Origin of the sequence: Pseudomonas sp. NPDC086278 (assembly GCF_050280905.1) — a bacterium.
Classification (GTDB): domain Bacteria; phylum Pseudomonadota; class Gammaproteobacteria; order Pseudomonadales; family Pseudomonadaceae; genus Aquipseudomonas.
The window spans coordinates 1-20,801 of the sequence record NZ_JBNNWE010000080.1; the positions used below are offsets into that span (position 1 = coordinate 1).

Consider the following 20,801-nt stretch of genomic DNA (forward strand, 5'->3'; position numbering starts at 1 on the left):
CTACACGACTCTCTTCCGATTTCCGTCAGCAGCTCGCGGCGCAAACCGTCGAGCGAGAGGAAGTGGCGCAGCTGGCCCTGATCATTGAGCTGCAGCGGGCGCTTGGTATCTAGAGGCGTCATCGCGAGGGGGACTCTCAATAGGGCGGATTAAAGGGCGAGGTCTTGCAGTTCGAGCTTGAGCTGCGGGCCGGACAGCTTCACCCGCTCGTGAGCGGCGAGGGTCAGCGTCGCACCGACCACGTTCGGCCGGATCGGCAGCTCGCCGGCGTCCAGGTCCAGCAGGCACACCAGCGTCACGCTGGCCGGGCGGCCGTAGTCGAACAGTTCGTTCATGGCGGCGCGGATGGTGCGGCCGCTCATCAGCACGTCGTCGATCAGCACCAGGTGCTGGCCTTCGATCTCGAACGGCAGGGCCGAAGGTCGCACTTGCGGATGCAAGCCGTTCTGGCTGAAGTCGTCGCGGTAGAAGGAGACGTCCAGGGTGCCAAGCGGCGAGTCGCTGCCCAGTTCATCGAGCAACGCCTGGGCGACCCAGACGCCGCCGGTGCGAATACCGATGTAACGCGGTTCGCTGATGCCACGGTGTTCCAGGTGTGCCTTGAGACGGATCGCCATCTGGCTGATCAGTTCGGCGGGATTGGGCAGGCTCATGGTTGCTCCTTCTTGGGCCCGAGCCGGTGCGTGCGGGGTTTGGCTCGGGTTGTCGCTAAGTAGAGACGCTTGTTGCGACTCTTGAGGATTAGGTGCAGTCAGGATTCGAACAGGGCGCCATTTTCGTCGAGCCAGCCTTGCAGCAGCAGGGCGGCGGCGATGGCATCGACCGGGTTGTCGCGGTAACTGCCTTTCTGGCCGCCCCGATCACGTCGTTCGCCTTTGGCTTCGAACGTGGTCAGGCGTTCGTCATGGGTATAAAAGGGCAGGTTGTAGCGGCCATTCAGGCGGCGGGCGAACTTTTCGGCCCGCAGGCACATCTCGCTGGGGGTGCCGTCCATGTTCAACGGCAGGCCGACCACCACGGCGTCGGGTTTCCACTCGTTGATCAGGGCTTCGACCTGATTCCAGTCCGGAACGCCGTTTTGTGCCTTCAACGTGCACAGTTCGCGGGCCTGGCCGGTGATCACCTGGCCGACCGCCACGCCGATCTGTTTGGTGCCGTAGTCAAAACCCAGAATCAGGCGCAGGGCCATCAGGCGTGCCCCGCCTGGCTGGTCAGCAGGCTGAGGTTGACGCCCAGGTGCCTGGCCGCCGCTTCGAGGCGCAGTTCGCTGCTGGTGTTGAACAGGATGTCGGCGTCGTAAGGGCAGGTCAGCCAGGCGTTGTCGGCCAGTTCGGCTTCCAGTTGCCCGGCTTCCCAGCCTGCGTAGCCGAGCGTGATCACGCTTTTCGCCGGGCCGACGCCGTCGGCGATGGCGAACAGCACGTCCTGGGAGGTCGACAGGGCCAGTTGGCCGTCGAGTTCGACGGTGGCCTGAAAGGTTTTCCCCGACGGATGCAGGACAAACCCGCGATCGGTCTGCACCGGGCCACCGATGAAGATCGGCACATGCTGGCAGAGTGCTGGCGGTTCGATATCCGGGCGCAATTGCTCAAGGATGTCGGCCAGGTTCAGCTCTTGCGGACGGTTGACCACCAGCCCCATGGCCCCATTGGCCGTGTGCTCGACGATGTAGGTCAAGGTATGCGCAAAGTTCGGGTCGGCCATGTGTGGCATGGCGATCAGGAATTGATGCTTGAGGTAACTGGGGCTGACGTTTTTCATGAGCGCTAGTGTGGCGTTGGAGGGGCGAACTGACAAGCTGGGGATGCCGCAATTTGGTGATCGACACCGATCAAATGTGGGAGCGGGCTTGCTCGCGAAGGCGGTGTGTCAGTCGATATGAATGTTGAATGACACACCGCCTTCGCGAGCAAGCCCGCTCCCACAGGGGGATTTGTAGGGGGGGCAATCACTGGGATTTGTGGGGGGCTCAATTACTGGAGAGCTTGTCGCCGCGCGCAAACTTCCAGGTGCGGATGATTTCCAGTCGGTCGACGTCCGACAAATCCCCGGTAAATGGCGCAAACGGCGCCGCCAGCCTGACGATCCGCTGCGCGGCCTGATCCAGCAGCGGTTGCCCGGACGACTCCAGCACCAGCACTTCATACAGCGAGCCGTCGCTGTTGATCGAGACCATCAGCCGCAAATTGCCGTAGATCTGCTTGCGCCGTGCCTCGTCGGGGTAGTTCAGGTTGCCGATCCGCTCGACCTTCTTGCGCCATTCGTCTTTGTACCAGGCGCCTTTGTCGCGCATGGTCGACGCGGCGCTCAAGCGGTGAATGCGCGGGCGCTTGGCGTACAGCTGTTGTTCGTTGGCCAGTTCCGCTTCGAGGCTGGCGATGTCGCTGGACAGCTGCGAGCTGTCGAACGTCGGCGCGGCCACGGCGGGTTTGCTGTCGGTCTTGGGCTCTTCGTTTTTGGCCGGGGCTTTTTTCGGCTTCGGCGCGACGGTGGTCACGGCAGCCTTGGGCGGTGCTTTCTGCTCTTCGGGCTTGGCGGCCGGCGGTGGCGTGACTTTCTGCACCGTGTTGTCCTGGAACGGCGCGACCTCGGTGGTCTTGGGAATCGCCTTCTTGTCCAGGGTGCCGCTGCCTTCCTGATTTTCCTGAGCGAGAAAATCAGCCTTCTTCGGCTTGGTTTCGCTTTTGAAGGTGGCGAGGGTGATTTCCAGGGTTTTGCTGATCTGCTTGGGTTCGACCATGGTGAAACCGACGCCCAGCAGCAAGGCCAGGTGAATCAGTGCCGCCAGAAACAGGGTAAATCCGAGGCGATCGGCCGGGCGCACGCCACGGTGGGCGAGTTCAGCGGGCAGATCGGACGGAAGAGTCATGGCAAAAAACCAACATCGCGTTTTTTCGGGCTCGGCATGATAACGCAATGTTGGTTTTTAGCTTCAAGGTTCAAGCGTCAAGCGACAAGCTGTTCTTCGCGCGCTTCAAGCTTGCGGCTTGAGGCTAGCGGCGTGCAGCTTCTTCGCGATGGCATCCATCAGCAGGCCGCCGATGTCGGTGCCGAACGCATTGTCGATCTCGCGGATGCAGGTCGGGCTGGTGACGTTGATTTCGGTCAGGCTCTCGCCGATCACGTCGAGCCCCACGAATAACAGGCCTTTCTCACGCAACGTCGGGCCGACTTGAGCCGCAATCCAGCGGTCCTTGTCGCTCAACGGACGGGCTTCGCCACGACCGCCGGCCGCCAGGTTGCCACGGGTTTCACCGGCCGCCGGAATACGCGCCAGGCAGTAATCGACCGGCTCGCCGTCGATCATCAGGATGCGTTTGTCGCCGTCCTTGATCGCCGGCAGGTAGGCCTGGCCCATGATCTGCTGGGTGCCCAGCGCGGTCAGGGTTTCGAGGATCACCGACAGGTTCGGATCGCCAGCGCGATGACGGAAGATCGAGGTGCCGCCCATGCCGTCCAGCGGCTTGAGGATGACGTCGCCGTGCTTGGCGGCGAATTCGCGCAACACGTCGGCGCGGCGGCTGACCACGGTCGGCGGCGTGCACTGCGGGAACAGCGTGGCGAACAATTTTTCGTTGCAGTCGCGCAGGCTCTGCGGCTTGTTGACCACCAACACGCCGGCGCGCTCGGCTTGTTCCAGCAAATACGTGGAGTAGACGAACTCCATGTCGAACGGCGGATCCTTGCGCATCAGGATCACGTCCAGATCGCTCAGCAGCGCGTCATTTTCGGTGCCCAGTTCGAACCATTTTTCCGGGTTGGCGAAAACGCTCAGCGGCCGCATCCGCGCCCGGGCTTCGCCTTCGCCCTGATACAAATCCTGCTGTTCCATATAGAACAGTTCCCAGCCGCGCTTCTGTGCGGCCAGCAGCATGGCCAGCGAGCTGTCCTTTTTATAGGAAATGCCGGCAATAGGGTCCATGACAATCCCGACGCGAACGCTCATGGGGTTTTCCTCGAATTTGGGGGTCCGGATGGACATGAAAAAGTGGCGTCAGAGTGGCGCTGAGTGTGTTCCCGGTCAAGGAAAAACCACCGCGCCAGTCGGCCGATAGATTGGATTTGGAGACTGTGCTAAAAAGGTCGCCATGTCGTGCTGGCCCTTGAGCATCAAGGGTTTCGAGCCCTCGATTACCTGAAAACGGACAAATTGATTCGCAAAGGCGACGGTAGAGCATTTATGGAACAGCATTCCAACGCCTTGAAGGTCATGGTGATCGACGATTCGAAGACGATTCGTCGCACCGCCGAAACGCTGCTGAAAAACGTGGGCTGTGAAGTCATCACCGCTATCGATGGTTTCGATGCGCTGGCCAAGATTGCCGACAATCATCCCGGCATCATCTTTGTCGACATCATGATGCCGCGTCTGGATGGGTATCAGACCTGCGCTTTAATCAAGAACAACAGTGCGTTCAAGTCCACGCCGGTGATTATGTTGTCGTCCAAGGACGGGCTGTTCGACAAGGCCAAGGGGCGCATCGTCGGCTCCGACCAGTTTTTGACCAAGCCTTTCAGCAAGGAAGAACTGCTGAACGCGATCCAGGCCCACGTACCGGGCTTTGCCGCTGTTTTGCCGCAGTAGGACACGTACAGTGACGCTCGGCCAGCGGGCCGGGCGTCGACAAGAAGAATGGGGAAAACCATGGCACGTATTCTGATCGTCGATGATTCGCCGACCGAAATGTACAAACTGACCGGCATGCTGGAAAAGCACGGTCACGAAGTGTTGAAAGCCGAAAACGGCGCCGATGGCGTGGCCCTGGCCCGTCAGGAAAAACCCGACGCCGTGCTGATGGACATCGTCATGCCCGGCCTCAACGGTTTCCAGGCGACCCGTCAGTTGACCAAAGACCCGGACACCGGGCACATCCCGGTGATCATCATCACCACCAAGGATCAGGAAACCGACAAGGTCTGGGGCACGCGCCAGGGCGCCAAGGATTACCTGACCAAACCGGTCGACGAAGAAACCCTGATCAAAACCCTGAACAACGTGCTGGCCGGTTGATCTCGCGGCCATGAGCGAGTCGCTGACGGCTTTCGAACTGCTGCTGCAAATCGACCAGCGCTGTCGTCTGCTGGCGGCGGATTTGCCGTCGCAGCCGACCCGGCAGGACAGCTGGAGCGGCATCGGTTTTCGCCTGGGCGAAAACTGGTACGTCGCGCCGATGGGCGAGGTCAGCGAAGTCCTGCACGAACCACGGTTCACGCAACTGCCGGGCGTCAAATCCTGGGTCAAGGGCGTTGCCAATTTGCGTGGGCGGCTGCTGCCGATCATGGATTTGTCCGGGTTCTTTTCCGTCAGTGAGCCGGGGCATGAATTGTCCGTTGTGCGCAAGCAACGGCGGGTATTGGTGGTGGAACACAACGAGGTGTTTGCCGGGTTGATGGTCGATGAGGTCTTCGGCTTGCAGCATTTCGCGCAGGAAAGCCTGGGGGCGGCCGCGACCTCGAACGAGCCGATGGCGCCGTTCATCAAGGGCCGATTTCAGCGTGAGCAGAACTGGCACGTGTTCAGCCCGTTTGCGCTGGCGCAATCCCAGAGCTTCATGCAAGTCGCGATCTGACCGCCATCCCCTGTGGGAGCGGTGGTGCGACGATTGGACTTGCTCGCGAAGGCGTCGGGTCAGTCGACATCAATGCTGAATGACCCACCGCCTTCGCGAGCAAGCCCGCTCCCACGGGGGATCTTCGGCGGGCTCCAACGGTTGGTTAACAGGCGAGGACCGATGATAAAAACAAAAACAGGCAAGCCAGAAGGATCGCGCAGCCGCTCGCAGATCATCGTGCTGTTCATCGCACTGATCGTGTTCATCATGTTGCTGTTCGCCAACTTCGCTTACCTCAACACGCAAGCCACGTACGACAAACAGTACATCGGTCACGCCGGTGAGCTGCGCGTGCTGTCCCAGCGCATCGCCAAAAACGCCACCGAAGCGGCTGCCGGCAAAGCGGCCGCGTTCAAGCTGCTGAGCGATGCGCGCAACGATTTTGCCCAGCGCTGGGGCTACCTGAAAAAGGGCGACCCAAGCACCGGCCTGCCGCCCGCGCCAGCCACGGTGCGCCCGGAAATGCGCGCCGTGCAGCTCGACTGGGAACGCCTGCTGAAAAACACCGACGCCATTCTGTCCAGCGAACAAACCGTCTTGTCGCTGCACCAGGTCGCCGCGACCCTGGCCGAAACCGTGCCGCAGTTGCAGGTCGAGTACGAAAAAGTCGTCGAAATCCTCCTGCAACGCGGCGCCCCGGCCGCTCAGGTGGCGATGGCCCAGCGTCAGTCGCTGCTAGCCGAACGCATTCTTGGCGCCGTGAACACCGTGTTGTCCGGCGACGAAAATTCGCAGCAGGCCGCCGACGCGTTCGGTCGCGACGCGGCGCGGTTTGGCAAAGTGCTCAACGGCATGCTCCAGGGGGCTCCGGACCTCAAGGTCAGCCAGGTCGAAGACCGCGACGCCCGGGCGCGTCTGAGCGAGATTTCCGAGCTGTTCGAATTCGTCTCGGGCTCGGTCGATGAAATTCTCGAAACCTCGCCGGAGCTGTTCAAGGTCCGCGAATCGGCGACTAACATCTTCACCCTGTCGCAAACCCTGCTCGATGAAGCCTCGCACCTGGCCACCGGTTTCGAAAACCTCGCCGGCGGGCGCAATATCGACACCATCGGCGGCTACGTGCTGGGTCTGCTGGCGTTGGCGTCGATCATCCTCATCGGTCTGGTGATGGTGCGTGAAACCAACCGTCAACTGCGCGAGACCGCCGAAAAGAACGAGCGCAACCAGAACGCGATCATGCGTTTGCTGGATGAAATCGAGGACCTGGCCGACGGCGACCTGACCGTGACCGCCTCGGTGACCGAAGACTTCACGGGCACCATCGCCGACTCGATCAACTACTCCGTGGACCAGCTGCGCGATCTGGTGGCGACCATCAACCTCACCGCCGGCCAAGTGGCAGCCGCCGTGCAGGAAACCCAGGCCACCGCCATGCATCTGGCCCAGGCTTCGGAGCATCAGGCGCAACAGATCAGCGAAGCGTCCACGGCGATCAACGACATGGCGCAGTCCATCGACCAAGTCTCGGCCAACGCGGCGGAGTCGTCGGCGGTGGCCGAGCGCTCGGTGGAAATCGCCAACAAGGGCAACGAGGTGGTGCACAACACCATCCACGGCATGGACAACATCCGCGAGCAGATTCAAGACACCGCCAAGCGCATCAAGCGCCTGGGCGAGTCGTCTCAGGAAATCGGCGACATCGTCAGCCTGATCGATGACATCGCCGACCAGACCAACATCCTCGCGCTCAACGCCGCGATCCAGGCCTCGATGGCCGGTGACGCCGGGCGCGGGTTTGCGGTGGTGGCCGACGAGGTGCAGCGCCTCGCCGAGCGTTCGTCCGCCGCGACCCGGCAGATCGAAACACTGGTGCGGGCGATCCAGACCGACACCAACGAAGCGGTCATTTCCATGGAGCAGACCACCACCGAGGTGGTGCGTGGTGCCCGGCTGGCGCAGGATGCCGGCGTGGCCCTGGAAGAAATCGAAGGCGTCTCGAAAACCCTCGCGGCGCTGATCCAGAGCATTTCCAACGCCGCGCAGCAGCAGACGTCGTCGGCCGGGCAGATTTCGCTGACGATGAACGTGATCCAGCAGATCACATCGCAGACCTCGTCCGGCTCCACGGCCACGGCTGAGAGCATTGGCAACCTGGCGAAAATGGCCAGTCAGTTGCGGCGTTCGGTGTCCGGTTTCACCTTGCCGGCGGCCAAGTCGCAGGCTGTGGACAACGCGTGAACCGCCCGCGGGCAAACGTTTTTTCGAGTAGGGCAGTGATCGGAGTGGGTATGGGTGATCGGCACGACTATGTGGCCCTCGAGTGGGTCAAAGGCGAGATTGCCGAAACGCTGAAAGTGGCTCATCACGCCATCGAAAACCTGCTGGATGATCCGCAGGCGACGACCGCGTTGAGCGAGTGCCTGGCGTGCATCCATCAGGTTCACGGCAGTTTGCAGATGGTCGAGTTCTACGGCGCCGCACTGCTCGCCGAAGAGATGGAACAGCTGACCAGTGCCTTGCAGCAGAACCGCGTCAGCCATCGCGACGAGGCGCTGCATCTGTTGCTGCAAGCCCTCGGGCAACTGCCGATCTACCTCGACCGGGTGCAAGGCGCGCGCCGGGATTTGCCGCTGGTGGTGCTGCCGCTGATCAACGATCTGCGCAGTGCCCGTGGCGAAAGCCTGTTGTCGGAAACCAGCCTGTTCAGCCCGCAACTGCCGGACCTGCCAGCGCTGGACGAAGAATCCCTGGCGTTGCTGGAGCCGGCGGACTTACCCAATGTGCTGCGTAAATTGCGGCAGATGTTGCAGATGGCACTGGTCGGTTTTCTGCGCGAGCAGGACAACGAAACCAACCTCGATTACCTGGCCCGTGTGTTTACGCGCCTTGAAGGCCTGTGCGGCAACGCGCCGCTGAGTCCGCTCTGGCAGATATCCTCGGCGCTGGTCGAAGGCATGCGCCACGGCGCGATTGCCAACAGCCCGGCGTTGCGCAGCCTGTTCAAGGACGCTGATAAAGAACTCAAGCGCCTGCTCGAACAGGGCCTGCGCGGGATCAATCAGCCGGCGCCACCGGAATTGCTGAAAAGTTTGCTGTTTTACATTGCCAAGGCCGAACATCCCACCGGGCAGATGCTGACCATGAAAGATCGCTACGGACTGGACGACGCGTTGCCTGACAGTGCAATGGTCGACGAAGAACGCGCACGGCTGGCCGGTCCGGACCGCGATGCCATGCGCTCGGTGCTGGCCGCGCTGTGCGAAGAACTGGTGCGGGTCAAAGAGCGCCTGGACCTGTTCGTGCGCAGCGACCGCCAGCACACCTCGGACCTCGACAGCCTGCTGGCGCCGCTGCGGCAAATCGCCGACACCCTGGCGGTGCTCGGTTTCGGCCAGCCCCGCAAGGTCATCATCGATCAACTGGCGGTGGTGCTGAGCCTCGCCCAGGGCCAGCGCGAACCCAACGACGCCATCCTCATGGACGTCGCTGGCGCCTTGCTCTACGTCGAAGCGACGCTGGCCGGCATGGTCGGCACCGTGGAGCCGGAGAGCCAGGAAGACAGTCGCCTGCCCACCACCGACCTGACGCAGATTCATCAGATCGTGATCCGCGAGGCGCGCATCTGCCTGCAAGAAGCCAAGGACATGATCGTCGACTACATCGACGCCGACTGGGATCGTCAGCATTTGCAGGCGCTGCCGGCGTTGCTGACCCAGGTGCGCGGTGCGTTGGCGATGATTCCGCTGAGCCGGGCGGCGAGCCTGATCGAGGCCTGCAATCACTTCATTCGCGAACATCTGCTGCTGGAGCCGGGCCAGCCCGGCTGGCAGGAACTGGACAACCTGGCCGACGTCATCAGCAGCATCGAGTATTACCTCGAACGCCTCAGCGACGACCCGCAGGCGCAGGGCGAACAACTGCTCGACGTCGCCGAAAAAAGCCTGGCCGCGCTCGGCTTTTTCCCCCGCGAACACCACGTGCCGCTGCTCGACGATGTGCTCAGCCCGAGTGAGGCGCAGGTCATGCAGGACCTGCAAGCACTGGACAATCCCGACGTCGTGCAAACCCTGGCCGATGTGCTGGCCAGCCCGGTGTCTTCGGTCAACCCGCCCGCGCTGACCACGCCGGGCAGCCTGCTGCCGCCACCCGCCGGCGAAGAACCGGTGGACGACGAGCTGCGCGAAGTGTTCCTCGAAGAAACCGAGGAAGTGCTGGAGGTGCTGCGCGAATACCTGCCGCGCTGGTCGGCCAATCCCGATGACAAGCCCGCTCTGAGCGAGTTGCGCCGCGCGTTTCATACGCTTAAAGGCAGCGGCCGAATGGTGCGGGCGCTGGTACTGGGCGAGATGGCCTGGGCCGTCGAAAACCTGCTCAATCGCGTGCTGGAACGCAGCGTTGCGCCGGGGGCGGCGGTGCAGCAACTGCTGACCGATGCGCTGAATCTGCTGCCGGAATTGATCGCCGAATTCGCTGCCAACACCCAGCGCCAGCGCAACGATGTCGACCAGTTGGCCGCCCGCGCCCATGGCCTCGCCAAGGGTGATACGCCGGCCAGCGATGAAGATACCCAGGACGTCACGGCCCTTGATCCGCTGTTGCTGGAGATCTTCCGCAAGGAAGCCGAAACCCACCTCGCCAGCCTCAATCGTTTTCTCGATCAGGCGGCCGAGCACGTACCGTTGCAAGCCAGTGACGAGCTACTGCGGGCCTTGCATACGCTCAAGGGCAGCGCCTCGATGGCCGGTGTGTCGCCGATTGCCGAACTGGCGACCCCGCTGGACCAACTCACCCGCGAGTACAAGGCGCATTTGATTGCACTGGACCTCGACGAGGTCGAATTGCTGCTCGAAGCCGAAGGGTTGTTCCGCCTCGGGTTGCGGCAGCTCAAGGGTGATCCGCTGGCCGAGATTGCGGGCGCGCACTCGCTGATCGAGCGCACCAGGGCATTGCTCGCCGAGCGCCTGCAAACCCTGTTGAACGCGCCGCACACCGCGTTGCGCACCAAACGCGATCCGCAACTGATCAACAACTTCCTCGCGCAGGGCATGGACATCCTGCTGGATGCCGAAAGCCTGTTGCAGCGCTGGCAGCAACACCCCGGCGAACGCCAGGAACTCAGTGCGTTGCTCGATGAACTGACCACCCTGGGCGAAGGCGCGCACCTCGCCGACCTGCACCCGGTGGATGAACTCTGCGAAGCGTTGCTCGACCTGTATGGCGCCGTGGAAGAAAGCAGCCTGGCGGTCAGCGACCGGTTTTTCCATGAAGCGCAAAGTGCCCACGAAGCGCTGATCAACATGCTCGACGAACTGGCCGCCGGCCAGGAAGTCAGCCCGCAGCCAGAACGTATCCGGGCCTTGCGCGGCTTGCTCGATGAGAGTCTTGATCCGTCGGCCATGGGCCTGATTCGCAGCGACGGCAGCCGCACCCTGAGCATTCATGAACTGGGCAGCGCCACCGCCGAACTGGAGCAGCGCGCCACACAGGTTGAACGGGACGACGAGATCGTGTCGATCTTCCTCGAAGAGGCAGTGGATATTCTCGAAAGCGCTGGTCAGGCCTTGCAGCGCTGGCTGAAAGACCCCGAGAACGCCGCGCCGCTGTCATCGTTGCAGCGCGATTTGCACACGCTCAAGGGCGGTGCGCGGATGGCCGAAGTCGAGCCGGTCGGCGACTTGGCCCATGAGCTGGAAAGCCTTTACGAAGGCTTGGTCGACCGCCGCTACAGCCACAGCGAAGCCCTGGCGATCCTGCTGCAACAGAGCCACGACCGCCTCGCCGCGCTGCTTGAACAATTGCAGCAGCAACAGGCGCTGGGTGATCCGGGCAAGCTGATCGAAGCGATTCGCCAATTCCGCCAAGGCAACGCCAGCAGCACCGAAACCGCCGCGCCGACGCCGGTCACCGACTCGCCGGGGCATGACCCTGAATTGCTGGAAGTCTTCCTTGAGGAAGGGTTCGACATCATCGAGAACTCTGGCGCGGCGCTGGTGCGCTGGCAGGCCGAGCCGTCGAGTCGTCAGGAAGTGGAAACCCTGCTGCGTGATTTGCACACGCTCAAGGGCGGTGCGCGGATGGTCGAGATCGCGCCGATCGGCGACCTCGCCCACGAACTGGAATTTCTCTACGAAGGCCTGTCGGCCGGCGTGCTGCAACCGACCCCGGCGTTATTCGCCCTGCTGCAAAGCAGCCATGACCGACTGGCGCAAATGCTCGACGCAAGCCGTGCCGGCCAACCTTTGCCAGCGGCTGATCGGCTGATCGATGCAATCCGGAATTTCAGCCATCCGGCCGTGCTCGACACCCCGGTGGCGGTGCCCGCAACGCTGAAACCAGAAATCCCTGCGCTGCCCGCCGAAGCCGGCGCGGACATGGTCAAGGTCTCGGCCGAACTGCTCGATGACCTGGTGAACCTGGCCGGTGAAACCTCGATCTTCCGCGGCCGTATCGAGCAACAGGTCAACGACGCGCGCGTGACCCTGAACGAGATGGAAACCACCATCGAGCGGATGCGCGACCAGTTGCGCCGCCTCGACACCGAAACCCAGGGGCGGATTCTCAGCCGCCAGCACGTCGACGCCGAACGCCTGGGCTACGAAGAATTCGACCCGCTGGAGATGGACCGTCATTCGCAATTGCAGCAACTGTCGCGGGCGTTGTTCGAATCCGCCTCCGACTTGCTCGACCTCAAGGAAACCCTCGACCGGCGCAATCAGGACGCGGAAAACCTGCTGCAACAGCAGGGCCGCATCAACACCGAATTGCAGGAAGGCCTGATGCGCACGCGCATGGTGCCGTTCGAACGGATGCTGCCGCGCTTGAAACGCATCGTCCGCCAGGTCTCCAGTGAGCTGGGCAAGGACGTGGCATTCGTGGTCGGCAACGCCGAAGGCGAGATGGACCGCAACGTCCTCGAACGCATGGCCGCGCCGCTGGAGCACATGCTTCGCAATGCCGTCGACCATGGCCTGGAACCGGCCGCGGTGCGGATCGCGGCGGGCAAACCGGCCCAGGGACGCATCACGCTGGACCTGTCCCGCGAGGGCGGCGACATCATTTTCGACATTCGCGACGACGGTGCCGGTGTGCCGCTGGACGCCGTGCGGCGCAAGGCGATCAAGCGTGGCTTGCTGGCGCCGGACAGTGAAATCAGCGACCGCGACGTGCTGCAATTCATCCTGCAACCGGGCTTTTCCACCGCCGAGAAAATCACCCAGATTTCCGGACGCGGCGTCGGCATGGACGTGGTGCACGAAGAAGTCAGGCAGTTGGGCGGCACCATGCACATCGACTCGGTGCCGGGGCAGGGCGTGCATTTCCGCATTCGCCTGCCGTTCACCGTGTCGGTCAACCGGGCGCTGATGGTGCAGTGTTTCGACGATCAGTACGCGATCCCGCTGAACACCATCGACGGCATCGTGCGCGTGTTGCCCAACGAACTCGAAGGGCATTACCGACTCGATCCGCCGACTTACGAATACGCCGGGCAGCGCTATGAACTGTGCTACCTCGGCGAGCTGCTGAAAACCAGCGCCCGCCCGAAACTGCTCGGCCAGAGCCTGCCGTTGCCAGTGCTGCTGGTGCAATGCAACGAGCGCCACATCGCCGTGCAAGTGGATGCCATGGCCGGCACTCGCGAGATTGTGGTCAAGAGCCTCGGCCCACAATTTGCGGCGGTGCAGGGGTTGTCCGGGGCGACGATCCTGGGCGATGGCCGGGTGGTGCTGATTCTCGATCTGCTGGCACCGATCCGCGCCATGCAAGCGCGTGTGCCGCAGCCGCTGACGCCGGAGGCCGAGGTCGAGCCGCATAAACCGCTGCTGGTGCTGGTGGTCGATGACTCGGTCACGGTGCGCAAAGTCACCAGCCGTTTGCTCGAACGCCACGGCATGAACGTGCTGACCGCCAAGGACGGGGTCGACGCCATGTTGCTGCTTGAAGAGCACACGCCGGACCTGATGCTGCTGGACATCGAGATGCCGCGCATGGACGGCTTCGAAGTCGCCACCCAAGTGCGCGCCGACGAACGTTTGCAGCACTTGCCGATCATCATGATCACCTCGCGCACCGGCCAGAAACACCGCGACCGCGCCATGGCCATCGGCGTCAACGACTACCTCGGCAAGCCGTACCAGGAATCGGTGCTGCTCGAAAGCATCGCGTTGTGGAGCAAAACCCATGCTTGATGACCATTTTTACCAGCGCACCCACAACCTCACCGGCCTGCTGCTGCCCTTGTCCGACCGCCACCTGATCCTGCCCAACGTCGCCGTCGCGGAGCTGATCGACTATCAGCCGGCGGCATTCGATCTCGACACGCCGCCGTGGTATCTGGGCCTGGTGACATGGCGCGACCGGCAGATTCCGCTGCTCAGCTTTGAGGCGGCGTGCGGCGCCAGAATCGTCATCGGCGAACGGGTGCGGATCGTGATTCTCAATGCCTTGGGCGGACGGCCCGAGCTGAAATTCATCGCACTGCTGGTGCAGGGAATTCCACGTTCTTACAAGCTCGATAGCCAGCTGAGCTATGTCGATGTGCCGTTGTGCGCGCTGGAGCAAGCGGCGGTGCAAGTGGGAGAGCAAGTGGCCAAAGTGCCGGATTTGTTGGCGTTGGAGGAGTTGCTGGTGAGTGCCGGGTTGGTCGACTGATCCTGGTTTTGCAATGTTTTTGCTGGCCCCTTCGCGAGCAAGCCCGCTCCCACAGGGGGGACGCGCAATGAACGATCACTCCCCAAAAAGGACGGATCGTATCCTTTCCGGGACTCTTAAACTCTGTGGCGAGGGGGCTTGCCCCCGTTGGGTTGCGAAGCAGCCCCAAAACCTACAACCGAGGTGTATCAGGTACACCGCGCGTAATGGTTTTACGACTGCTGCGCAGCCGAACGGGGGCAAGCCCCCTCGCCACAGGGTTATGCGCTAGACCTTGCCGAACGGGGCGGTGCGGCGGTCCGACAAGCCCCCTCGCCACAGCGGTGAAGAGTGCCGGAAAGGGACTGATCGGCCTTTTTTGGGACCGGTTCGTGCATTCCAATGTGGGAGCGGGCTTGCTCGCGAAGGCGTCAGCTCCGGCAGCAGATATCTCCAGCCAATCATTACCCTGACCGTAACAATCCAACGCTGCGCTTGATTGATGCCCACTCCCGAACCCTCCTAAGGTGGCCCCCACGACAGCGAACCCGTGGAGTGGTCATGACAACAACATTAACCCCCGACTCGCGATGGACGCGGCGGCGCAGCGAGAAGCAGCGGCGTCTTGAGTTGGTCAAGCACCTGGCCGATGGCGTGGTGTTGCCCACCGACAACATCGTTGCGGCGCTGGAAGCGTTGATCCTGCCCGGCGACCGGGTGGTGCTGGAGGGCAATAACCAGAAGCAGGCGGATTTCCTTTCCCGTTCCCTGGCCAAGGCCGATCCCGGCAAGTTGCATGACTTGCACATGATCATGCCCAGCGTCGGCCGCTCCGAGCATCTGGACCTGTTCGAACGCGGCATCGCCCGCAAGCTCGATTTCTCGTTCGCCGGTACGCAAAGCCTGCGCATCAGCCAGTTGCTGGAAGACGGCCTGCTGGAAATCGGTGCGATTCACACGTACATCGAGCTCTATGCGCGGCTGGTGGTCGACCTGATTCCCAACGTCGTGCTCTCGGCCGGTTTCATGGCCGACCGCGCCGGCAACATCTACACCGGCCCCAGCACCGAAGACACCCCGGCATTGATCGAACCGGCCGCGTTCAGCGACGGCATCGTCATCGTCCAGGTCAATCAACTGGTGGACGACGTCAGCGATCTGCCACGCGTCGATATCCCTGCGTCGTGGGTCGATTTCGTGGTGGTGGCGGACAAGCCGTTCTACATCGAACCGCTGTTCACCCGCGACCCACGGCACATCAAGCCGGTGCATGTGTTGATGGCGATGATGGCGATCCGTGGGATCTACGAAAAACACAACGTGCAGTCGCTGAACCACGGCATCGGTTTCAACACCGCCGCTATTGAATTGATCCTGCCGACCTACGGCGAATCCCTCGGCCTCAAAGGCAAGATCTGCCGCAACTGGACGCTCAACCCGCACCCGACCCTGATCCCGGCGATTGAAAGTGGCTGGGTCGAAAGCGTGCATTGCTTCGGCACCGAACTGGGCATGGAACACTACATCGCCGCCCGGCCGGATGTGTTTTTCACCGGGCGCGACGGCTCGCTGCGGTCCAACCGGATGTTCTGCCAGTTGGCCGGGCAATACGCGGTGGACCTGTTTATCGGCGCGACCCTGCAAGTCGATGGCGACGGTCATTCTTCCACCGTGACGCGCGGCCGCCTCGCCGGTTTCGGCGGTGCGCCGAACATGGGCCACGACCCGCGTGGTCGCCGCCACGGCACGCCCGCGTGGCTCGACATGCGCCACGACGATGCACCGCAAGCGTTGCTCGAACGCGGTAAAAAACTTGTGGTGCAAATGGTCGAAACCTTCCAGGAGGGCGGCAAGCCGACCTTCGTCGACACCCTCGACGCCGTGGAAGTGGCACGCAAAAGCGGCATGCCGCTGGCGCCGATCATGATTTACGGCGACGACGTCACGCACCTGCTGACCGAAGAAGGCATCGCCTATTTGTACAAGGCGCGCTCGCTGGAAGAACGCCAGGCAATGATCGCTGCGGTCGCAGGCGTGACCGTGATCGGTCTGCGCCACAACCCGAAAGACACCGCGCGCATGCGTCGCGAAGGCTTGATCGCGTTGCCCGAAGACCTCGGCATCCGCCGCACCGACGCCACCCGCGAACTGCTCGCCGCCAAAAGCGTGGCCGATCTGGTCGAGTGGTCCGGTGGCCTCTACAACCCGCCCGCCAAGTTCAGGAGCTGGTAATGCACGCATTCAACCTGCAACCGAAAACCCTGTCGCTGGCTGACCGGCTGGCAGATCTGGCGGTGGACGCGCTGATCGACGAAGCCGACCTGTCGCCGAAACCGGCGCTGGTGGACCGTCGCGGCAATGGCGCGCACACCGATTTGCACCTGGGGCTGATGCACGCGTCGGCGCTGTCGCTGTGGCCGGCGTTCAAGGAGATGGCAGAAGCGGCGATTGAACTCGGCGAGATCGGTTTGCCGCTGCGCGAAGCGGTCGGGCGAATCGGCCGGGAAGGGGAGCTGGCAATGCTCGCCACGACCGGCGGCGTGAACACCCATCGCGGGGCGATCTGGGCCTTGGGGCTGTTGGTCGCGGCCGCCGCGCTGGAAGGCTCGAATACCCAGGCCAGCGCGGTGACGTTGCGCGCTGCGCGGCTGGCATTGCTCGACGACCGCCACGCGCCACGCCCATTCAGCCACGGCGCGCAAGTCGCCCAGCGTTACGGCGCGCGCGGTGCTCGTGAAGAAGCGCAGCGCGGTTTCCCGGCGGTGATGCAACGCGCAATGCCGCAACTCAAACGCAGCCGCGCTGCCGGTCATGGCGAGCAGAACGCCCGGCTCGATGCGTTGCTGGCGATCATGACCCGACTGGCCGACACCTGCGTGCTCTACCGCGCCGGCGAACAAGGCCTGCACGCCATGCAACGCGGCGCCCAGGCCGTGCTCGACGCGGGCGGCAGTGCCAGCCTTGCCGGTCGTCGCCGGTTGCATGACCTGGATGAACAACTGATTGCGTTGAACGCCTCGCCCGGCGGCGCTGCCGACTTGCTCGCCGCCTGCCTGTTTATCGACCGCATCGAGTCCGGAGCTTTCTGATGGAAACCTTATCTTTTGAATTCCCTGCCGGGCAGCCGCCTCGGGGGCGGACGCTGGTGGGCTGTGTCGGCTCGGGCGATCTGGAAGTGCTGATCGAACCGGGTCAGGCCGGCAAATTGACCATTCAGGTGCAGACCTCGGTCAATGGCGCCGAACAGCGTTGGCAGCATCTGTTTGCGCGGATGTTCGATGGCCAGACGCCGCCCGCCATGGCCATCGATATTCACGACTTCGGCGCGACGCCGGGCGTGGTGCGCTTGCGTCTGGAACAAGGCTTCGAGGAGATCGGCCATGACTGACCTCCTCCAGCCAAACCTGCAACGGCGCAGCTTCGTCGAACTCGGCGCGCGGCAACGGGCGAAAGCCTTGCTCGACGCCGGCACCTTCCGCGAATTGCTCGACCCGTTTCAACGCGTCATGTCGCCCTGGCTGGCTCGCCAAGGCGTGGTGCCGCAGGCCGATGACGGCGTGGTCATTGCCAAGGGCAGCATCGGTGGTTTGCCGGTGGTCATCGCTGCGATTGAAGGCGCGTTTCAGGGTGGCAGCCTTGGTGAAGTCGGCGGGGCAAAGATTGCCGGTGCACTGGAATTGGCCGCCGAAGACAACCGCAAAGGTATTGCAACCCGCGCCGTGCTGCTGCTGGAAACCGGCGGCGTGCGGTTGCAGGAAGCCAACCTCGGGCTGGCGGCGATTGCCGACATTCACGCGGCGATTGTCGATTTGCGTCAGTACCAATCGGTGGTTGGCGTGGTGGCCGGCAGCGTCGGTTGCTTTGGCGGGATGTCGATTGCCGCCGGGCTGTGCAGTTATCTGCTGGTGACCCAGGAAGCACGGCTTGGGCTGAACGGTCCGCAAGTGATCGAGCAGGAAGCGGGACTTGAGGAATACGACTCCCGCGACCGGCCTTTCATCTGGAGCCTGACCGGTGGCGAGCAGCGTTTTGCGACAGGTCTGGCGGATCGTTATGTCGCCGATGACGTGGCGCGGATTCAGCAGCAGGTCAGCGAATTGCTCCAGCAAGGTTTGCCGGCACAACCGCGCAGCCAACAGGCCGAGCTGTTTTTGCAGCGGCTTGCGCGCCTCGACGCCGAACCGCAAATCGAGCCGTCAGTGGTTCGCGATCTGTATCAAGGAGCGCGCTCATGAGCACGTATTCGCTAAGAGGTTTGCACTGGTTCACCGCGCTAAGCACGGGGGCCAAATCGGTCGAAGGTTTGCCGGCGTCATTGAAAGCCGCTGACGGATTTTTGGGCGATCAAGCTGTGCGATTTATCGCCGTGGTGGCTGATCCTGACAATCGGTTTGCCCGTGCCCGTAACGGCGAAGTCGGTCTGCTGGAAGGTTGGGGTTTGGCCAGGGCTGTGGATGAAGTGATCGCCGCCGACGCTGATAAACCGAACAAGCGTGCCTTGATCGCCATCGTCGATGTACCGAGCCAGGCTTACGGTCGGCGCGAAGAAGCGCTCGGCATTCATCAGGCCTTGGCCGCTGCGGCAGACAGCTATGCTCGCGCTCGACTGGCCGGCCACGCGGTGATTGGTTTGCTGGTGGGCAAGGCGATGTCCGGGGCGTTTCTGGCCCACGGTTATCAAGCCAACCGCCTGATTGCGCTGCGCGATCCGGGGGTGATGGTGCATGCCATGGGCAAGGCCTCGGCGGCGCGGGTGACGTTGCGCAGTGTTGAAGAGCTCGAAGCGTTGGCCGCGAGTGTGCCGCCGATGGCGTATGACATCGACAGCTACGCCAGCCTCGGTTTGCTCTGGGAAACGCTGTCGGTGGATCGGATTGAACAGCCGACCGCAGAGGATCTGTCCCGAGTGACTGCATGCCTGAGTCAGGCGATCAGTGATGTTGCCGAGAAGGGCCGCGATCTGAGCAGCCGTTTGGGTGCCAGTAACCGGGCGGCGTCGAGCAAGGTTCGCGAACTGCTGAGAGCGCAGTGGTGAACGCACTTCTGGCCCACGACCTGCTCTGGGGGATGACCCCCGAGCAGTTGCCGCTGGACGCGCCGGCGTGGGTGCGCGAAGCGCTCGGCGCCGGTCAACCGGTGGTGGTTCGCCGAGCGCTGAGCCCGTCGGGCCAGGTCGCGGTTGGCGTGCGTGGACGCTTGCGCGAGCAGCGTTACGCCGCGCTGATGGCGGTCGATGCGGTGTCCCATTGGGTGAAACCGGAAGCTCTCTGTCAGGTCTCGATTGATCGGGATCTTCCGGCCGTGCGCGCCCTTGATCAGTTGCGGGGCATGCTCGATGACTGCGGCTGGGCGTGGGGTGTCAGCGGCAGCGCCGGGTTTGAATTGGCCAGCGGGGTTCAGGCCTTGCACGAGGGCAGCGATCTCGACTTGATCCTGCGTGCACCACAGCCCTTGGCCCGCGAACAGGCTCGGGAGCTGGTAAAGATTTTCGATACCGCCGCGTGTCACGTAGACCTGCAATTGCAGACGCCTTTGGGCGCCGTCGCCTTGCGCGAATGGGCCGGTGCTGCGCGCCGGGTGTTGCTGAAAAATGCCAGTGAAGCCTGTCTGGTGCTCGATCCGTGGAACCCGTTGGAGCAACTCGCGTGAGCAGTTTGCTGGTGTTCCCCGGCCAGGGCGCGCAGCAGCCGGGCATGCTCCATCGGTTGCCTCGGGACACCGTGGACGAGGCGAGTGCCGTGCTCGGCGAAGACGTGCTGTTGCTGGATGCTGTCCAAGCATTGAAGTCGACGAGGGCGGTTCAGCTTTGCCTGCTGATCGCGGGCGTGGCGGCTTCACGGCAGTTGTCGATGGCGCCGGATTACGTCGCCGGATTATCCATTGGCGCTTATCCGGCGGCCGTGGTGGCGGGCGCATTGGGTTTCGGTGATGCGCTGCACCTGGTCAGCCTGCGCGGTGAGCTGATGCAGCAGGCTTATCCACAGGGCTACGGCATGACCGCGATCATCGGTCTGGATTTATCCACCGTGGAAAGTCTGCTGGCCCAAGTGCACCGCCCCGATACGCCGGTGTACCTGGCCAACATCAACGCCGATAACCAGGTGGTGATCGCCGGCAGTGACGCGGCAATGAAAGCCGTGGCCGAGTTGGCAAAAGAGTGTGGCGCAGGTTTGGTCAAACGCCTCGCGGTCAGCGTGCCGTCTCATTGTCCGCTGCTGGATGCGCCGGCTGACACCCTGGCAAAAGCCTTCGCCAAGGTGCAACTGCGCACGCCGTCGCTGGGCTACTTGAGCGGCAGCCGCGCGCGGCCAGTGATCGATCCCGATGCCTTGCGCGACGACCTCGCCTTCAACATGTGCCGCGTCGTCGATTGGCGCGGCACGGTACAAAGCGCCTACGAGCGCGGCGTACGTCTACAGATCGAACTGCCGCCCGGCGCGGTGCTGACCGGGCTGGCGCGCCGGGTGTTCGAGCAGGGCAGCGTGATTGCTTTCGACGGTGCCCGGCTCGATACCTTGCAGGCGCTGATGCGTGAGGAGGGAAGCCGCCAACCCTAGACCACCGACTCAAGCCTTCGAACAACAAAAACAACATTCGACGATGCACTTTGAGGACGACAAC

18 protein-coding genes and 1 pseudogene are annotated in these 20,801 nt (G+C 63.0%); 13 read left to right on the forward strand and 6 right to left on the reverse strand.

The features are described 5' to 3' along the window. The 6 genes and pseudogenes from ACQKP4_RS21605 to gshB all read right to left on the reverse strand — a co-directional run. Nucleotides 1-122: pseudogene (locus ACQKP4_RS21605) on the reverse strand (hypothetical protein); the annotation flags it as partial. 27 nt (nucleotides 123-149) lie between these two features. Beyond that, nucleotides 150-653: a bifunctional pyr operon transcriptional regulator/uracil phosphoribosyltransferase PyrR gene (gene pyrR / locus ACQKP4_RS21610; RefSeq protein WP_427635638.1), complete on the reverse strand. Its 504-nt coding sequence runs from the start codon at nucleotides 651-653 to the stop codon at nucleotides 150-152. 98 nt (nucleotides 654-751) lie between these two features. Continuing rightward, complete coding sequence (ruvX, locus tag ACQKP4_RS21615) at nucleotides 752-1,189, reverse strand: Holliday junction resolvase RuvX (protein WP_427635639.1); 438 nt, start codon at nucleotides 1,187-1,189, stop codon at nucleotides 752-754. Continuing rightward, a complete protein-coding gene (locus ACQKP4_RS21620; protein WP_427635640.1) occupies nucleotides 1,189-1,761 on the reverse strand; it encodes a YqgE/AlgH family protein in 573 nt (190 codons plus the stop codon). The genes ruvX and ACQKP4_RS21620 overlap by 1 nt, the downstream gene beginning before the upstream one ends. Before the next feature lie 208 nt (nucleotides 1,762-1,969). Beyond that, complete coding sequence (locus ACQKP4_RS21625; RefSeq protein WP_427635641.1) at nucleotides 1,970-2,869, reverse strand: energy transducer TonB; 900 nt, start codon at nucleotides 2,867-2,869, stop codon at nucleotides 1,970-1,972. A 105-nt stretch (nucleotides 2,870-2,974) separates the two neighbouring features. Beyond that, the gene (gshB, locus tag ACQKP4_RS21630) at nucleotides 2,975-3,946 is read right to left on the reverse strand and encodes a glutathione synthase (protein WP_427635642.1); all 972 of its coding nucleotides are present in this window, start codon (nucleotides 3,944-3,946) and stop codon (nucleotides 2,975-2,977) included. Between the two features lie 234 nt (nucleotides 3,947-4,180). Between gshB and pilG the strand changes: the two genes are divergently transcribed. From pilG to mdcH, 13 genes are all read left to right on the forward strand, one after another. Further along, nucleotides 4,181-4,585, forward strand: coding sequence for a twitching motility response regulator PilG (gene pilG / locus ACQKP4_RS21635; protein ID WP_427635643.1), 405 nt, complete (start codon nucleotides 4,181-4,183; stop codon nucleotides 4,583-4,585). 60 nt (nucleotides 4,586-4,645) lie between these two features. Beyond that, nucleotides 4,646-5,011, forward strand: a complete 366-nt coding sequence (pilH, locus tag ACQKP4_RS21640) for a twitching motility response regulator PilH (RefSeq protein WP_027926574.1) — start codon at nucleotides 4,646-4,648, stop codon at nucleotides 5,009-5,011. 10 nt (nucleotides 5,012-5,021) lie between these two features. Beyond that, nucleotides 5,022-5,570 (forward strand): chemotaxis protein CheW, encoded by a 549-nt coding sequence (locus ACQKP4_RS21645; RefSeq protein WP_427635644.1) that lies wholly within the window; start codon nucleotides 5,022-5,024, stop codon nucleotides 5,568-5,570. A 162-nt stretch (nucleotides 5,571-5,732) separates the two neighbouring features. Continuing rightward, nucleotides 5,733-7,790, forward strand: a complete 2,058-nt coding sequence (locus ACQKP4_RS21650) for a methyl-accepting chemotaxis protein (RefSeq protein ID WP_427635645.1) — start codon at nucleotides 5,733-5,735, stop codon at nucleotides 7,788-7,790. Between the two features lie 50 nt (nucleotides 7,791-7,840). Next, complete coding sequence (locus tag ACQKP4_RS21655; protein WP_427635646.1) at nucleotides 7,841-13,738, forward strand: Hpt domain-containing protein; 5,898 nt, start codon at nucleotides 7,841-7,843, stop codon at nucleotides 13,736-13,738. Continuing rightward, nucleotides 13,731-14,201 (forward strand): chemotaxis protein CheW, encoded by a 471-nt coding sequence (locus ACQKP4_RS21660; protein WP_427635647.1) that lies wholly within the window; start codon nucleotides 13,731-13,733, stop codon nucleotides 14,199-14,201. The genes ACQKP4_RS21655 and ACQKP4_RS21660 overlap by 8 nt, the downstream gene beginning before the upstream one ends. A gap of 540 nt (nucleotides 14,202-14,741) precedes the next feature. After that, nucleotides 14,742-16,412: a malonate decarboxylase subunit alpha gene (mdcA, locus tag ACQKP4_RS21665; protein ID WP_427635648.1), complete on the forward strand. Its 1,671-nt coding sequence runs from the start codon at nucleotides 14,742-14,744 to the stop codon at nucleotides 16,410-16,412. Continuing rightward, nucleotides 16,412-17,269 (forward strand): triphosphoribosyl-dephospho-CoA synthase, encoded by an 858-nt coding sequence (locus tag ACQKP4_RS21670; RefSeq protein WP_427635649.1) that lies wholly within the window; start codon nucleotides 16,412-16,414, stop codon nucleotides 17,267-17,269. Before mdcA ends, ACQKP4_RS21670 begins: the two co-directional genes overlap by 1 nt. Next, nucleotides 17,269-17,568: a malonate decarboxylase subunit delta gene (locus ACQKP4_RS21675; protein ID WP_054044377.1), complete on the forward strand. Its 300-nt coding sequence runs from the start codon at nucleotides 17,269-17,271 to the stop codon at nucleotides 17,566-17,568. The genes ACQKP4_RS21670 and ACQKP4_RS21675 overlap by 1 nt, the downstream gene beginning before the upstream one ends. Continuing rightward, nucleotides 17,561-18,415, forward strand: a complete 855-nt coding sequence (locus tag ACQKP4_RS21680; protein WP_427635650.1) for a biotin-independent malonate decarboxylase subunit beta — start codon at nucleotides 17,561-17,563, stop codon at nucleotides 18,413-18,415. Before ACQKP4_RS21675 ends, ACQKP4_RS21680 begins: the two co-directional genes overlap by 8 nt. Then, nucleotides 18,412-19,215 (forward strand): biotin-independent malonate decarboxylase subunit gamma, encoded by an 804-nt coding sequence (gene mdcE / locus ACQKP4_RS21685; protein ID WP_427635651.1) that lies wholly within the window; start codon nucleotides 18,412-18,414, stop codon nucleotides 19,213-19,215. The genes ACQKP4_RS21680 and mdcE overlap by 4 nt, the downstream gene beginning before the upstream one ends. Then, nucleotides 19,209-19,829 carry a malonate decarboxylase holo-ACP synthase gene (locus ACQKP4_RS21690; protein WP_427635652.1) on the forward strand — a complete coding sequence of 207 codons (621 nt, stop codon included), beginning with the start codon at nucleotides 19,209-19,211 and terminating at the stop codon, nucleotides 19,827-19,829. Before mdcE ends, ACQKP4_RS21690 begins: the two co-directional genes overlap by 7 nt. Next, a complete protein-coding gene (gene mdcH / locus ACQKP4_RS21695; protein ID WP_427635653.1) occupies nucleotides 19,826-20,737 on the forward strand; it encodes a malonate decarboxylase subunit epsilon in 912 nt (303 codons plus the stop codon). The genes ACQKP4_RS21690 and mdcH overlap by 4 nt, the downstream gene beginning before the upstream one ends. Nucleotides 20,738-20,801 lie beyond the last annotated feature (64 nt).

Excerpts from the sequence above, each read along its gene's own strand:
- pyrR (WP_427635638.1), bottom strand. The coding sequence starts at position 653 with ATGAGCCTGCCCAATCCCGCCGAACTGATCAGCCAGATGGCGATCCGT.
- ruvX (WP_427635639.1), bottom strand. The coding sequence starts at position 1,189 with ATGGCCCTGCGCCTGATTCTGGGTTTTGACTACGGCACCAAACAGATC.
- ACQKP4_RS21620 (WP_427635640.1), bottom strand. The coding sequence starts at position 1,761 with ATGAAAAACGTCAGCCCCAGTTACCTCAAGCATCAATTCCTGATCGCC.
- ACQKP4_RS21625 (WP_427635641.1), bottom strand. The coding sequence starts at position 2,869 with ATGACTCTTCCGTCCGATCTGCCCGCTGAACTCGCCCACCGTGGCGTG.
- gshB (WP_427635642.1), bottom strand. The coding sequence starts at position 3,946 with ATGAGCGTTCGCGTCGGGATTGTCATGGACCCTATTGCCGGCATTTCC.
- pilG (WP_427635643.1), top strand. The coding sequence starts at position 4,181 with ATGGAACAGCATTCCAACGCCTTGAAGGTCATGGTGATCGACGATTCG.
- pilH (WP_027926574.1), top strand. The coding sequence starts at position 4,646 with ATGGCACGTATTCTGATCGTCGATGATTCGCCGACCGAAATGTACAAA.
- ACQKP4_RS21645 (WP_427635644.1), top strand. The coding sequence starts at position 5,022 with ATGAGCGAGTCGCTGACGGCTTTCGAACTGCTGCTGCAAATCGACCAG.
- ACQKP4_RS21650 (WP_427635645.1), top strand. The coding sequence starts at position 5,733 with ATGATAAAAACAAAAACAGGCAAGCCAGAAGGATCGCGCAGCCGCTCG.
- ACQKP4_RS21655 (WP_427635646.1), top strand. The coding sequence starts at position 7,841 with ATGGGTGATCGGCACGACTATGTGGCCCTCGAGTGGGTCAAAGGCGAG.
- ACQKP4_RS21660 (WP_427635647.1), top strand. The coding sequence starts at position 13,731 with ATGCTTGATGACCATTTTTACCAGCGCACCCACAACCTCACCGGCCTG.
- mdcA (WP_427635648.1), top strand. The coding sequence starts at position 14,742 with ATGACAACAACATTAACCCCCGACTCGCGATGGACGCGGCGGCGCAGC.
- ACQKP4_RS21670 (WP_427635649.1), top strand. The coding sequence starts at position 16,412 with ATGCACGCATTCAACCTGCAACCGAAAACCCTGTCGCTGGCTGACCGG.
- ACQKP4_RS21675 (WP_054044377.1), top strand. The coding sequence starts at position 17,269 with ATGGAAACCTTATCTTTTGAATTCCCTGCCGGGCAGCCGCCTCGGGGG.
- ACQKP4_RS21680 (WP_427635650.1), top strand. The coding sequence starts at position 17,561 with ATGACTGACCTCCTCCAGCCAAACCTGCAACGGCGCAGCTTCGTCGAA.
- mdcE (WP_427635651.1), top strand. The coding sequence starts at position 18,412 with ATGAGCACGTATTCGCTAAGAGGTTTGCACTGGTTCACCGCGCTAAGC.